The organism is Blautia sp. AM28-27 (genome assembly GCF_003480905.1).
Classification (GTDB): domain Bacteria; phylum Bacillota; class Clostridia; order Lachnospirales; family Lachnospiraceae; genus Fusicatenibacter; species Fusicatenibacter saccharivorans.
On sequence record NZ_QUJK01000015.1, the window covers coordinates 19,519 to 34,126 of the forward strand.

Consider the following 14,608-nt stretch of genomic DNA (forward strand, 5'->3'; position numbering starts at 1 on the left):
GCAATAAAAACTAATCAAAATTGGTCCACTGGACCAGTTTTGATATGCTTAGCAAAAAAAGAGACATTCACGAAGGAATGTCTCTTTTTTTCTGTGTTTTATTTCACGCTTTATTCTGTCTTTTCAAGACAATATCCTGTGTTATTAGAACAATCCTGTAATCTTTCCAGTAGCGTCTACATCGATACGCTCTGCTGCCGGAACTTTCGGCAGACCTGGCATGGTCATGATGTCACCGGTCAGGGCTACGATGAAGCCTGCACCAGCGGAGATTTTCAGGTTACGTACGGTAACTTCGAATCCGGTCGGTGCGCCGAGTTTGGTCTGATCATCGGTCAGGCTGTACTGGGTTTTTGCCATACAGATCGGGCAGTTGCCAAATCCGAGAGCCTCTAACTGTTTTGCCTGTTTCTGTGCATTTGCGGTCAGAACCACTCTGCTTCCGCCGTAGATCTTCTGAACGATGGCGTTCAGTTTCTCTTCGATGGAGCCTTCCAGATCGTATGCATAGGTGAAATCGTTCGGCTGCTCGCAGAGACGGACAACTTCTTCTGCCAGGGCTACGCCGCCCTCGCCGCCTTTTGCCCATACCTCGGACAGAACAACGTTAACACCGAGCTCTTTGCATTTCTCCTCAACCAGCTTCAGCTCTGCTTCGGTATCGGTCGGGAATGCATTGATGGCAACGACACATGGCAGTTTGTATACGTTTGTGATGTTGCTTACGTGTTTCAGAAGGTTCGGCATACCTTTCTCCAGAGCTTCCAGGTTCTCGCCGTTCAGTTCTGCTTTCGGAACGCCGCCGTTGTATTTCAGGGCACGAACGGTTGCTACGACTACAACTGCGTTCGGTTTCAGGCCTGCCATACGGCATTTGATGTCGAGGAATTTCTCAGCACCAAGGTCAGCACCGAAGCCTGCCTCTGTGATAGTGTAATCTGCTAATTTCAGGCACATTTTGGTTGCTGTTACAGAGTTGCAGCCATGTGCGATGTTTGCGAATGGTCCGCCGTGAACAATGGCCGGTGTTCCTTCCAGAGTCTGTACCAGGTTTGGTTTCAGAGCGTCTTTTAAGAGTGCTGCCATAGCGCCTTCTGCGTGCAGATCGCCTGCGGTTACCGGTTTCTGCTCAGCTACTTTTCCGTAGGTATATCCGATAATGATTCTGGAAAGTCTTTCTTTCAGATCTGAGATGTCGCTTGCCAGACACAGAACTGCCATGATCTCAGATGCTACGGTGATATCGTAGCCGTCTTCTCTTGGCATTCCGTTTGTCTTTCCGCCAAGGCCGTCTACAACGCTTCGAAGCTGACGGTCATTCATATCTACGCATCGTTTCCAGGTGATCTTTCTCGGATCGATATTCAGAGCGTTGCCCTGGAAAATGTGGTTGTCGATCATAGCTGCCAGCAGGTTGTTTGCTGCGCCGATTGCATGGAAGTCACCGGTGAAGTGAAGGTTGATATCCTCCATCGGAACAACCTGTGCGTATCCGCCGCCTGCTGCTCCGCCCTTTACGCCGAATACCGGTCCAAGGGATGGCTCACGAAGTGCAACCATTGCTTTTTTGCCGATTTTGGAAAGTCCGTCTACCAGTCCTACGGATGTTGTTGTTTTTCCTTCTCCTGCCGGTGTCGGGTTGATCGCTGTAACAAGGATCAGTTTTCCATCCTCCGCATCGGTGTCTTTTAACAGGTTGTAATCAATTTTTGCTTTGTACTTTCCGTACTGCTCCAGATATTTGTCATCAATACCTGCTTTTTCTGCGATCGCTGTGATCGGCTGCATGGTACATTCCTGTGCAATTTCAATGTCTGATTTGTAACCCATTGTTTTCAAATCCCCTTTCTTTTTTCCGCTTTGTCCGCCGATTGATAGCCATATTTTACCATGTTTTGTAAGATGATTCAATTGATAATTATTTATTTCACAATCTTTATACGTTTTGTACCAAAAAATGCAGAAAATTCCGCCAAAAGGCGGAGCGGCACAATTCTGCATTAAAAAAAGAAGGATTCCCGGCTTTTTGCTGCCGAAAATCCTTCTCTTTTTTATTTTTTAAGAATACTGCGACTCATCCACCTCAAACGGTTCGTCGCACGGTCCTTCGAGGAGGCGGTAGCTGCCCTGTGTGGAGAAGTAATACCATTTTCCGTCGATCAGTTTCCATCCTTTTACGGCGTAGCCGTTTGCGTCAATGTAATATCTCTGCTCGGTGTCGTTTGCATAGCGGTGCGGGTTCAGGGAAACCCATTCGCTTTTGGCCCATCGGTCTTCGTCTTCGATGTAGAACTTCCAGCCCTCATCGGTTTTGGTCCAGATGGAGGTTACCTGCTCTTCCATTTTTTCGAAGAATTTGGATTTCTGGGAGAGATCATCATTGAGCTGGTCGAAGGTCAGCTTCTCTGCAAGCGTCTGTTCACCTGAAAACAGGTTCGTTCCAAGACCGAGGCGGTCACCCTCAATGGTAGCTCCGAGACTTGCGATGGTGGTCGGGAACATGTCCATGGTGGTGAAACTTCTGTTTTTCTCCTGCTGCGGCTGGATCGGGGAGTTGATGATCACGTTGTATACGGTTCTGGTGTAGTCCGGATCAATGTTCTCACAGAAATCGGAATCCATCGTCAGATGGTCGCCAGAAATTACGATCGTTGTGTTCTCGTAGAAATCCTGCTGCTGAATCCAGGAAACGAACTCGGTGACCTGCTTGCTGGAGCAGTGCAGAACCATTCCGTACTGGTTGTCACCGTCGTTTTCTTCATCGCAGAGCTCACACGGATATCCATCCTCAAAATGGGTGTCTGCGGTCAGCATGGTGAAGTTGAACGGCTCTCCCTCTGCTGCGATTTCGGTCAGACGGTCTTTGGCAAAGGAAAAGAGTTTTTCATCCTCATAGCCCCACCATTCGTAATATCCTTCCGGGATCAGGCCTTTTTCCATAGCCCAGTTGTAATCGTCTACTTCGTAGTCGCCGTGCTCTTTAAAGTACTCTTCCCGGCCGCCGAACTGTCCGATTGAACCGATGAAGAAATACTGCTTGTAGCCTTCATCCGCCAGGACATCACCCAGGGTATTGATTTCCGGGAAGAAGCTGGCCTGATATGCCATCTCATTTCGCTGGATTCCGATGCTGAGAGGCAGACCGGAGGTCTGTGCGAAAATTCCGGCAATGGTCCAGGTTGCGTTTACGGTAGGCTGGCCGCCGCCGAGCAGCTCCGAATTGGAAAAACTGATGTTGTCTGTGGCAAGCTGGGTCAGCTCCGGGATATAGTTTTTATCGAATGCTCCGCCGGAAGCTTTGTCTGCGTAGGTGCTCTCCATGGATTCCAGATAGAGATAGATCAGATTTCGTTTCTGTTCCGGGAACGTGATATTCACGCGGTCCGGATCTACGTAGTTGTCTTCTACCACGGTATTGTACGTGCTCTGATTTTTCAGATATTCTTTTACGTCCAGTGCTGCCCACACGTCATTGATGGAATAGACGATGCTGGCGGCTCCTGCCGCGATACAGATCATCCCGAACGCCACATGGGCTTTGCGTTTTTCCCGAAGAAAAATGCTGACCAGAATCAGAAGGATGAGTGCTGCCGCTGCGATCAGCGCACTTGAGCAGACATAACTCATCAGAAGATCATGGCTGGTTCCGGCAATCGGGGCCTTTAACTGGTAAACAAGCTCTTCCATGCTCAGATTCGGCCATGTTTTCCGCATCCAGCGCTCGGACGTAAACAGCAGCACGCCAAGCGTTCCGATCAACACTGCAAACACAGCCAGCAGAATGCGCCCTGCTTTTTTCGTTTTTTTCTGTTTCTTGTGTTTCATCTTCCTACCTCCAAAAAGCATTACAGCTTACAAAATCTTAACTTTTCTTTACAATCGCCTTACGTATTATAGCAAAGACCGTTTTAAAAAGATAGAAAATTTTTATAAAATTTTTGCACAAAAAGTGCAGCCAAAAACATATTTTTTGCATGACACATAAAAACCCGCCCGGCACCGCAAATCTCTTCGCGGCCCAAGCGGGTTTTTCATCTCTATTCCGGGAAAGCCTTATCAGCTTGCCTTGTTCTTTCTCTGTTTGATGACCTTCAGTCGTGTGAACTCCTCGCGCTCCTTCTCCTCCAGTGCGTCCGCGATATCCTTGGACAGCTGGGTGTAATGCGGAATCGTGATGTTCTTCAGCGCGTTGGCACGCTTCTGTGTTTTCTTGATTGCCGCAGCAAGGCGGTACGCCGAGTTCTCTATCATGGAAAGGTTTAAGGTCAGGTCTTTTACTTTTTCAAAGGCCTGTCTTGCCTGATCCAGGGACTCCTTCGTGCTGTAGTAAGCATAAGTCGGGGCCTGTCCGGACGGATCAGCCTCTACCAGCGGAATTTCCACGCCCATGATACTCCTTGTCTTGATCCGGATAGATTCCTCCACCGGAACGGTATAGGACACGGTCTGTACGTTGGTGATACCGATCTCCATGTTCGCAATCTGCAGCGCCGCATATGCTTCGCGGAACGTCACATCAATCTGACGCTGAATATCCTTTGCCTCATCGATCAGGCCCATGAGCTCGCGGATCAGAATATTCCGCTTCTTGTCCATCAGCTCGTAACCCATGTGGGCAAGTTTCAGAGAGTTCTTTGCAAGAATCAGGTTTCCCTTGGTAGGAAAGGTATTCGGGTCCATTCCGATCTCACTCCTCTCGCTTACTCATTCATGGCATCGGCTTCTGCCTTTGCTTTTGCTACTGCATCAATGGTGGTCGGATGATAATACTGATCCAGAACCTTGGTGTTGACACGGTCGAGCTCTTCTCTCGGAAGCAGTCCAAGAAGCTCCCATGCCTTGTTCAGCGTATCTTCCATGGAACGGTTTTCATCCATTCCCTGGCCGATGAATTCATGCTCGAATTCATTACCGAATACCAGGTACTGTTTATCGATCGGAGAAAGCTCATCCTCACCGATAACGGATGCCAGGGAACGCGCATCTCCTACCTTTGCATAGCAGGAGAACAGCTGGTTCGCTACGTCCTGATGATCGGCTCTTGTGTAGCCCTCACCGATACCATCCTTCATCAGACGGGAAAGACTCGGCAGTACGCTGATTGGCGGGTAAATAGACTGGCCGTGAAGCTGACGGTCCAGTACGATCTGACCCTCGGTGATGTAACCGGTCAGGTCAGGGATCGGGTGCGTGATATCATCGTTTGGCATGGTCAGGATCGGAATCTGTGTTACGGATCCCTCTACACCCTGTACGATTCCGGCGCGCTCATACAGCGTAGCCAGCTCACTGTACAGGTATCCAGGATAACCTTTACGGGAAGGAATCTCTCCACGGGAGGAGGAAACCTCACGCATAGCCTCGCAGAAGGATGTGATATCGGTCAGGATAACCAGGATATGCATGCCTTTCTCGAATGCAAGGTACTCGGCAGCTGTCAGCGCTACCTTCGGAGTGATCAGACGCTCTACAACCGGGTCGTTTGCCAGGTTCAGGAACATAACAACGTGGTCAGATACACCGCTTTCCTCAAAGGTCCGGCGGAAGAACTCTGCTACGTCGTATTTAACACCCATAGCGGCAAATACGATTGCAAACTTCTCATCAGAATCTCCAAGGGATGCCTGCTGTACGATCTGTGCTGCCAGCTGGTCGTGCGGAAGTCCGTTTCCGGAGAAGATTGGCAGCTTCTGGCCACGAATCAGGGTAGTCAGACCGTCGATTGCAGAAATACCGGTATGGATATAGTTTCTTGGGTATTTACGGGTAACCGGGTTCAGCGGCAGGCCGTTGACGTTTCTTCTTACCTCTGCGTCAATTGGTCCCATGCGGTCGATCGGTTTTCCGATACCGTCGAAGGTACGTCCAAGGATTTCTTCGGAAAGTCCGATCTCCATCGGATGTCCGGTCAGACGGGTATGGGTATTGGTAAGAGACATGCTCGAAGTTCCCTCAAATACCTGAATAACGGCTTTGTCTTCGTATACAGCAACGATACGTCCCAGTTTTTTCTCATTGCCGTCTACGGTAAATTCTACGATTTCCTCGTAGGAAGCATTTTTTACACCTTCCAGAACAACCAGAGGGCCATTGACCTCACTAAGGCCTAAATATTCAATTGCCATGATGAATTCCCTCCTTAACCATTCTTCTCGAGTACCTTATCGTAGAAGGTGTCGATATCTTTTTTGTATGTGTCAAACAGATCCAGACGGTCATTCGGTACATCGTATTTAATAGAAACGACGCGGTCGAAGATCTTGTCCTCTTTCAGTACGGACATTGGCATGCCCATCGTCACGAGCGCTTTGGATTTCTTGTACAGATAAAGAATAACTTCCATCATCTTGTACTGTTTTTCCAGAGATACGCAGGTGTCATCCGGATGGAATGCGTTCTGCTGCAGGAAGCCCAGTCGAATAACTCTGGCGATTTCCAGGGTCAGCTTCTGGTCATCCGGAAGAACATCGCTACCGATCAGTTTTACAATTTCCATCAGGGAGCTCTCGGAGTTCAGGATTCCCATTAACTGGTTCCGCATATCTACAAAGTTTTTGTTTACGTGATCTTTGTACCACGGCGACAGATCCTGCAGGTATTCACTGTAGCTGGTCAGCCAGTGGATCGCCGGGAAATGACGGGCGTAAGCCAGAGATTTGTCCAGTCCCCAGAAGCAGCGGACGAAACGTTTGGTGTTCATGGTAACAGGCTCGGAGAAGTCACCACCCTGCGGAGATACGGCTCCGATGATGGATACGCTTCCCTCTGCGCCGCAAAGGGTCTGCATCATGCCGGCACGCTCATAGAAAGCGGACAGACGGGATGCCAGGTATGCCGGGAAACCTTCCTCGGCAGGCATTTCCTCCAGACGGCCGGACAGCTCACGGAGTGCCTCTGCCCAACGGGATGTAGAGTCTGCCATGATTGCTACATCATAGCCCATATCGCGGTAATACTCAGCCAGTGTCAGTCCGGAATACAGAGATGCCTCACGGGCTGCAACAGGCATGTTGGATGTGTTGGCGATCAGGGTGGTACGATCCATCAGCGGGTTGCCGCTCTTCGGGTCGATCAGTTCCTGGAACTCCTCCAGAACCTGTGTCATCTCGTTTCCACGCTCTCCACATCCGATATAGATGATGATATCGGCATCAGACCATTTTGCGATCTGGTGCTGGGTCATGGTTTTTCCGGTACCGAATCCGCCAGGGATGGCTGCTGTGCCGCCTTTTGCGATCGGGAACATCGTATCCAGGATACGCTGTCCTGTGATCAGCGGAACGGATGCCGGATATCTTTTCAGGGTTGGACGCGGTACACGGATCGGCCATTTCTGTGCCAGTGTGATCTCTTTTTCGGTGCCGTCTTCCAGTTTCAGTTTTACAATCGGGTCAAGAATGGTATACTTTCCGTCTTTGGCAGCCCAGATAACCGTGCCGTTGACATCCGGCGGAACCATCGATTTGTGAACGATGGAACGGGTTTCCTGTGTTTCTGCAATGATTGCGCCGCCCATCAGCTCTTCGCCTTCCGAAACAGTTACATGGACATCCCATTTTTTCTCTGTATCCAGAGAATCTACGGTAAGGCCGCGGCTGATGTATTTACCGGACTGCTTTGCAATCTCGGACAGCGGACGCTCAATACCGTCAAAAATGTTGTTCAGGATTCCAGGTCCCAATGTAACAGAGAGGGCATCTCCGGATGCGGTAACTGTTTCGCCTGGTTTCAGTCCTGTGGTTTCCTCGAAAACCTGTACTGTAGTGGTATCCTTTGTCAGGGCAATAACCTCGCCGACCAGACGTTCTTTACCAACGTAAACCATCTCGGACATTTTAAATCCGGTGTTTCCTTTCAGATATACGACCGGACCGTTGATTCCATAGATAACTCCGGTTTTATTCATGCTCTACACCTCCGTGAAAGATGAAATTCTCCCGCTCTTCATTCAGAAGGGTCTCGAAGGAATTATCGATCAGAATATTTTTCTCCGGAATGACCGCGCGCACGCCGCCAAGGAACGGCATGGCCGAAATGGTAAGGGTTACGGAGAGTTTCTGCTCCAGGGAAGCCTTATGAGCTTCGTCTGACGGATCCAGATATAAGGTCAGCTTGTCGTTTCCGGCAAATGTAACGGCTTCGCGGATTTTGCGCTCCAGATACTCCTCATAGGATGGATCCTTTTTATAAGCGGTAAGTTTTTCACGAACTTCTTTAAACAGTTTTTCTTTTAATTCCAGATTTTTACGGGACAGCTTTCGTCTGATATGAAGCTGATCCGCAGACAGTGTCTTATTGACATCACGTTTTGCTTTCTCGGTCTCGGCAGCAACTTCTTCTTCTGCCTGACGTCTTGCGGTTGCTTTATGCTCCTCGAAGATCTTATCCAGAGCTTTCTGGTGATCGCCGATCACACGTTCTGCTTCACGGTTTGCACTGTCCAGGGAATGATTATAAAAATTCTGAAGTTTCTCCTCAGTAGTCAATGTGTGTCACCTCCAGGGCATTCTTACAGTTTTAATCCAATAGATTCATTTACAAAGGAAGTGATAAAGTCCGGCGCTCTTCCGGTACCGTGACGGTCCGGAATTTCAATGAGCAGCGGAAGCTTATGGTTGAGGCGGACATCCTCCAGAATGTCCGGGAATTCCTTCCCGAACTTTTCTGTAAGGAGAATAATTCCGATCTCTTTGTCTGCCAGTGTTTTCTGCAGTGTATCATAAAGCTCCTCGCGCTCATGAACGACAACGCCTTCCACTCCGGCCAGGCGCATGCCCGTCTGAGTGTCTACGTTATCACTGATCAAGAACATTTTCATTTATGATTCCTCCAACTTAAGGTGAAGATCAATACCTTCCGGTTTTGGAATCAAAGTTTACCAAGAATCATGAAGGAGATGATCAGACCATACAGAGCGATACCTTCGGCCATAGCTACGAAGATCATGGATTTACCAAAGATGCTGCCGTCTTCGCTGATTGCTCCAAGAGCTGCGCTTGCGGAAGATGCAACGGCGATACCGGAACCAATACCGGAAAGACCTGTAACAAGAGCTGCACCGATGTAACCAAGACCGGTTGCAAGACCAGCGCCTGCTTCTGTTGCAGCAGATGCAGTTGTTGCGCCTGCGAAGGAAACAACGGTTGCGATCAGCAGAAGGCCGAAGAAGCCGCTTACATTGGCTGCCAGAGATTTTTTGTAACGATTTTTGTTGTGCTCACCTTTGAAGTAATAAGTCATAGGAACAACGATGGTTAATACCATTGCGATTGCAGTAAGTACCTGTACAAATGCTGAGTTCATAATAGTTTTCCTCCTGAAGTTAATTCATTAAATTTACTCTTTGCTGCGATCCGGAGCCATTTTCACTTTTTCCCGATACAGCTTCCCGCCATATTCGCTTCCATTTTGCATGGCTCTGAATCCTCTTTTATTTCTCGCCTTTTTTCAAAAACGGAACAAACGGTTTTCCGTCTCCTTCATAGAACCGGCTGAACATCTCGTAATACTCCAGACGCAGTACCTGGATCGCTACCAGCAGTGCCTCAAGGCAGGCAACGAAGACATTTCCGAGAACAATAACCGGCCAGCTGATGCTGCCGCCGCCTGTTGCTCCGCCGAGCATCAGGACAACCTCCATCATAGCCGCATGGCTGACTGCATATGCGCCGACACGGACAAAGGAAATTGTGTTGGAGAAGTAGCTCAAAAGCACATCGAAGAGTTCGAAGAATGCCTGTACAAAGAACATTCCCTTTCCGGTCTCCGGAAATGCATTGCCCTTCTTCTCTACCATACGCTCCAGTGGCTCTTTTAAGAAGATCGCAAGAAGCGGAATACCGAACATGACTACCATCACGCCGACAGCCGGAGCTTTATGGCCGCTGAACAGGAGAACGAGTGTAACGGCAAGGGCTCCGTAGAAAATGAAGCCTGCCAGGGAGTTCTGGCTGAACAGAAGCTCGCCGAGCTTATGGTTTCTTGCTGCATTGATCATATGCAGAACCATTCCTGTCAGAATCATGAACATACCAAATGCAACCGCTGCGACAAATACGGTGTTCATCGAACCGATGAACGGAAGCGTTGTCATCGCTTCCTTCGGATGCAGCCAGAGGGCCGGTATGACATTCTCAAATCCGAAGAAGCTGCCGAACAAGAATCCGAAGATCACAGAGAATACCGCGCAGGTACTCATGATCGCTGCCAGATCCATCTTCTTGTAGTGGTACAGCAGTGCGCCGCCAATCAGCAGACACAATCCCTGTCCTACATCGGCAAACATGATTCCGAAAATAAAGGCATAGGTGAGTCCTACGATAATCGTAGGGTCAATTTCATTGTAATTTGGCAGTCCGTACATCTTCACGTACATCTCAAACGGACGGAAGATTTTCGGATTTTTCAGCTTTGTCGGCGGCTGACGCAGAACGTTGTTTGCATCATCCTCGATGAAGCAGAAGAGATTTGTGTCATTTTCGATGTCCTTCTGGAAGGAAGCGGCATCTTTTTCCGACATCCAGCCGCACAGAATATAGAAGGTTTCCTTCTTGGATTTCGTGCAGGCTGCCAGGCGACGGACATCAAAGTTGCCGGAGAGCTGCTCTAGCTGCTCTTTTGCTGCAACCAGATCCTCTGCGGAATCCGAAAGGCATTTTGCCAGTTTCCGTGAGCACTCGCTGAGTGCATCGTCTGTCTTTTTGATTTCTGCCTGAAGTGCTGCGTAAGCATCCTCCGGCGTTCCGCTGTACTCGTCCGGAACGTAGATTCTTTCGAAGTGCAGGGATGAGAATACGGCGTCCACTTTCGTGACCTGATCTCTTGGGCAGAAGTAAATGCCCCATACATACTGCTCATCGGAATGGCAGCGGTAGAATACCGTATCGCTGTTCTCATAGCAGTAGCTCTCAAATTTGTTGTAATACTCTTTTGTGATCTTTCCGAATCTGAATTTAATAAAGTGGAAATCCAGAATGGAGGAAAGATTGCAGTGCAGATCCTGGAACGGCTCGATTTTCTGTGCTTTTTCCATCAAGTCTTTCTTTTTTGCTTCCAGTTCTGTACGCTCCTGGTTCAACTGGCCAAGGGTGTGATCCAAACCATGGACACAGTTGATGGCATCTTCCAGGGAAAGTCTTTTCGTGGTGGTACGCTTCTCTTCCGGCAGAAGTGCTGTAAAATCTTCCGCCTGTTTTAAGGTCTCTTTGTATGGGTTGATCTGGATATACGGTGTGATATTCTGCATCGTAGACAGCTCCGTCAGAGCGTTTTCCAGATGTATCTCATATTTTGAGAGATAAGTGTTGACCACACGGTCAATGTCGGCTTTCGGCCCGGTGATGCTCAAAAATTTCATCTTGACAATCAATGAGTACACCTCCCCGTGTATTAAGTTTTTGCGATATGCTGCATTGCCTCGTCAGCGCTGATACGGTAACGTACGCACTCGAGTGCAATAATAAGCCGGTTTACCTCGTGCTCTTTGTGATAGAGGTATGAGTATATTGTGGCAACGGAATAAGGATCCTGTCTGGATTCACTGGAAAGTATGTGCTTCATAATGGCTGCATACATGGATTCCAGCGTATCGACCTTGAAGGAATCATACCGTTTCGCATAATAGGTTTGTTCCAGCAGCTGGGAAAATGCACTCATATTCTCGGCTTCTACCAGTGCCTTTACCACATCCTTTTTCAGCCGGTGATGAACCGGAATCAGCAGGGCGTAGATTTGTGCGCTGGTCATGTGATAATAGCGTTTGGAACGGTAGATCCACTGAAGGTTCAGCATGTCAAACTTGCTTCCCCATGCAGCGGTCAGCTCTTCCAGATCCCGCTTTGTCACTACTTTTGATCTGTCTTTCCACATCTGTGCAAAGTAATACAGATCCAGGGTCATCTCATAGTCGAACAGGGTCGGACGCTCGATATCCGCGAGCTGCGACAACGGGGCATAATATTCTGTCCCTTTCAGGTTCGCAATCAGTTCTTCGATCGTCCTGGAGGACGCCAGAAGATTGATGTCCAGCTGGGAATGCTTGTTAAAGAACTCGTCGAATATGGACAGGTTCAATACCACATCACGGTGATCAAATACCGTGTTCAGGCATTCTTTGATAACGGACACTTCGTATCGTTTAAAGTAGAGCGCAAGGAACTTTCTCTGCTCCACATTTGCAAAACGGTACAGCTTGGAAAAATCCCGGTATACCGTCAGGCGCAGCATTTTCTCGATCTGACCTCGGTGAAGGTCAGCTTCGTTGTAGCCCTCAAACAGATCCTCATAGCCTTTATGCTGCTTGAGGTAAGAAACTGCCTGCGGTACACTCTCCAGTTCCACGATTTCCCGAAAATTCTGGTCGTTTAAAAGATGGCTCTGCATGGCTCTTATCTTTGTGGTAAGGCCGCTGTAGGATAATAGACCGCTCATCGTTTCACTTCCTTATAATGTTTTCGTAAATCTGCGTGGACAGTGTTCCGTGATTCTGTTCGTAATAAGCGTCCAGTGAAGATAGAAGTTCGGCGGCAGAGTCCCGCTGCTTTTTCTGATCCGCATCTGTAGTAGAATGAAGTTTTGTTGTGATCTCTTCAATCCGCTTTGCCGTTTCCGCTTCCAGATCTGCATCGAATTTTGCAATCCGCTCTTCCTGCTGCTCGTCCTGGAGCTTCTTCTGATTCTCGGCAGCCTGCATAATCTTAGTAGCAGCCGTTTCGATCTCTGCAAGTTTGTTAATTACAGATTCCATAGCATCGCTTTCCCTCCTTATTTATTTAAAAGACAACAAAGACGAGGAAAACTCCCCGCATCTTTGCTGTTAGTATTCTACACCTTTTTTTCCAAAGTTGACATATTGAAATCGTAAAAAAAAGTGGGATTTCGATCGACTTTTTAATTAAAAATAGACAATGGGTCATATTTTTTCTTCCAATCTCAATAGCCAAAAGATGGTCCCTCATATGATTTCGATATGGATCCAATCCGATTGTCATATTGCTGATAAGAAATGCCATGTGCAGGTTGATATTGTATACAGTATTTTGAAAACTTTGAAAATTTGAAAACGGGATTTTTCTGTTTTGCTTTTTCGGGAGCTATGATATACTGGATATGATTGGCTTTTATTCTAATATTTATCACTTAAGAAAGGAATTTTACGCATATGCGCCTTAGAAATATCAGAGGATCAAAAGATGTGATTGCTTCCTGTCCGTTCGTTGTGCAGGAGCCGGAGAGCTGCCGGGGACGGTGGGCTGAAATTTTTGGAAATGAAAATCCGATTCATATTGAGGTCGGTATGGGAAAGGGCCGCTTTTTGATGGATATGGCGGTTCTGCATCCGGAAATCAACTACGTCGGCATTGAAATGTACGACAGCGTGCTGCTCCGCGCAGTACAGAAACGGGAAAAACTGGAGACGGAAATCAAAAACCTGTTCTTTATCCGCATGGATGCACGCCAGCTTCCGGAAGTGTTTGCTGAGGGCGAGGTAGACCGCATTTACCTCAACTTCTCCGATCCGTGGCCGAAAGACCGCCATGCGAAACGGAGACTGACGTCGCATGAGTTTCTTGCACGGTACGAGAAGATTTTAAAGAAGGACGGAACACTGGAATTCAAAACCGATAATAAAGATCTGTTTGACTACTCTCTTGAAGAGATGAAAAATGCAGAGGGATGGGAACTCACTGCATTCACATACGATCTGCACCACGATGTGGTTCTCTCAGAAGGAAATGTAATGACGGAATATGAGGAGAAGTTTTCCTCAATCGGAAACCCGATCTGTAAGATGGAGGCACGGTTTCTGTAAAAAACATTTCTGCATGTAAGGGGGATTTGAAAACGAAAAGAAAAGTTCTGGCGGCACCAGTGCGACAGTGGCCATGGTAACGAAAGATGCGGACGGCACCTGGAACGAGGATCTTTGTACAAGCAGCTATGTCGGATACGGCGGTGTAGGCGAAACTACCGAATGGAACCGCAAAACACCGCGCGGACAGTTCAGCTTTACGTATGCCTTCGGCATTCTCCCGAATCCCGGAACGGAACTTTCCTATACCCAGGTGGATGATACGTATTACTGGGTCGATGATGTAAATTCCAGATACTACAATCAGTTCGTCACGACGAAGACAACGCCGAAAGCCTGGAATTTCCCGGCGGATGCATTTCTGTTCCGGAAGACCAGATGATTACGATTCTGAAAAATGTTCAGCCGGGCTGCCAGACTATTATTGATTCGGCGAGCGAGCTGAAGAACTATTGACATTTTTTACTTGGAATGCAAAACCGACAGTGAAAAGATCTATTTTTTTAAGATCTCTCCGCTGTCGTTTTTTTGTGCGTAAAACAAGAAAAACACCGTCCCCGCAGCTCTCAGGTCTGCAAAAACAGTGCTTTCGATGCGCCTTCAGGGACTCGAACCCTGGACAAATAGATTAAGAGTCTACTGCTCTACCAACTGAGCTAAAGGCGCTTACTTTTGTTTTTCTGTGTTTCATTGGATGATCCACTCGCTGAACACAAATAAGATTATAAAGGATTCTGCCGAAAAAAGCAACCTTTTTTTCACTGTTTCTTTACTTTTGTTAAAAACAGCGAAAACAGG

At 48.0% G+C, this 14,608-nt stretch carries 13 protein-coding genes and 1 tRNA gene; 2 read left to right on the top strand and 12 right to left on the bottom strand.

Annotated features, from left to right (window positions below):
• Positions 1-144: 144 nt before the first annotated feature.
• From DW743_RS14465 to DW743_RS14515, 11 genes are all read right to left on the bottom strand, one after another.
• Positions 145-1,830, bottom strand: a complete 1,686-nt coding sequence (locus DW743_RS14465; RefSeq protein WP_055267749.1) for a formate--tetrahydrofolate ligase — start codon at positions 1,828-1,830, stop codon at positions 145-147.
• 228 nt (positions 1,831-2,058) lie between these two features.
• Complete coding sequence (locus tag DW743_RS14470; RefSeq protein WP_117761981.1) at positions 2,059-3,825, bottom strand: sulfatase-like hydrolase/transferase; 1,767 nt, start codon at positions 3,823-3,825, stop codon at positions 2,059-2,061.
• A gap of 231 nt (positions 3,826-4,056) precedes the next feature.
• Entirely contained in the window at positions 4,057-4,680 is a 624-nt protein-coding gene (locus tag DW743_RS14475; protein WP_022461683.1) for a V-type ATP synthase subunit D, read from the bottom strand.
• A gap of 20 nt (positions 4,681-4,700) precedes the next feature.
• On the bottom strand, positions 4,701-6,125 hold the full coding sequence (locus tag DW743_RS14480; RefSeq protein WP_022461684.1) for a V-type ATP synthase subunit B: 1,425 nt from the start codon (positions 6,123-6,125) through the stop codon (positions 4,701-4,703).
• Between the two features lie 14 nt (positions 6,126-6,139).
• Positions 6,140-7,906, bottom strand: coding sequence for a V-type ATP synthase subunit A (locus tag DW743_RS14485; RefSeq protein ID WP_022461685.1), 1,767 nt, complete (start codon positions 7,904-7,906; stop codon positions 6,140-6,142).
• On the bottom strand, positions 7,899-8,486 hold the full coding sequence (locus DW743_RS14490) for a V-type ATP synthase subunit E (RefSeq protein ID WP_055220230.1): 588 nt from the start codon (positions 8,484-8,486) through the stop codon (positions 7,899-7,901). Before DW743_RS14490 ends, DW743_RS14485 begins: the two co-directional genes overlap by 8 nt.
• Before the next feature lie 23 nt (positions 8,487-8,509).
• On the bottom strand, positions 8,510-8,818 hold the full coding sequence (locus DW743_RS14495; RefSeq protein ID WP_055220228.1) for a V-type ATP synthase subunit F: 309 nt from the start codon (positions 8,816-8,818) through the stop codon (positions 8,510-8,512).
• A 50-nt stretch (positions 8,819-8,868) separates the two neighbouring features.
• Entirely contained in the window at positions 8,869-9,303 is a 435-nt protein-coding gene (locus tag DW743_RS14500) for an ATP synthase subunit C (protein WP_022461688.1), read from the bottom strand.
• Between the two features lie 127 nt (positions 9,304-9,430).
• On the bottom strand, positions 9,431-11,377 hold the full coding sequence (locus tag DW743_RS14505; RefSeq protein ID WP_373142148.1) for a V-type ATP synthase subunit I: 1,947 nt from the start codon (positions 11,375-11,377) through the stop codon (positions 9,431-9,433).
• Between the two features lie 11 nt (positions 11,378-11,388).
• On the bottom strand, positions 11,389-12,429 hold the full coding sequence (locus DW743_RS14510) for a V0D/AC39 family V-type ATPase subunit (protein ID WP_022461690.1): 1,041 nt from the start codon (positions 12,427-12,429) through the stop codon (positions 11,389-11,391).
• A 4-nt stretch (positions 12,430-12,433) separates the two neighbouring features.
• Complete coding sequence (locus tag DW743_RS14515; protein WP_022461691.1) at positions 12,434-12,745, bottom strand: hypothetical protein; 312 nt, start codon at positions 12,743-12,745, stop codon at positions 12,434-12,436.
• 414 nt (positions 12,746-13,159) lie between these two features.
• On the opposite strand from DW743_RS14515, the gene trmB reads away from it, so the two are divergent.
• Both trmB and DW743_RS14525 read left to right on the top strand, forming a co-directional pair.
• The gene (gene trmB / locus DW743_RS14520; RefSeq protein ID WP_117761983.1) at positions 13,160-13,810 is read left to right on the top strand and encodes a tRNA (guanosine(46)-N7)-methyltransferase TrmB; all 651 of its coding nucleotides are present in this window, start codon (positions 13,160-13,162) and stop codon (positions 13,808-13,810) included.
• Positions 13,811-13,883: 73 nt separating this feature from the next.
• A complete protein-coding gene (locus DW743_RS14525) occupies positions 13,884-14,192 on the top strand; it encodes a hypothetical protein (RefSeq protein WP_117761984.1) in 309 nt (102 codons plus the stop codon).
• 211 nt (positions 14,193-14,403) lie between these two features.
• Here the strand turns inward: DW743_RS14525 and DW743_RS14530 are convergent.
• Positions 14,404-14,476 (bottom strand) — tRNA-Lys (locus DW743_RS14530).
• Between the last annotated feature and the right edge of the window lie 132 nt (positions 14,477-14,608).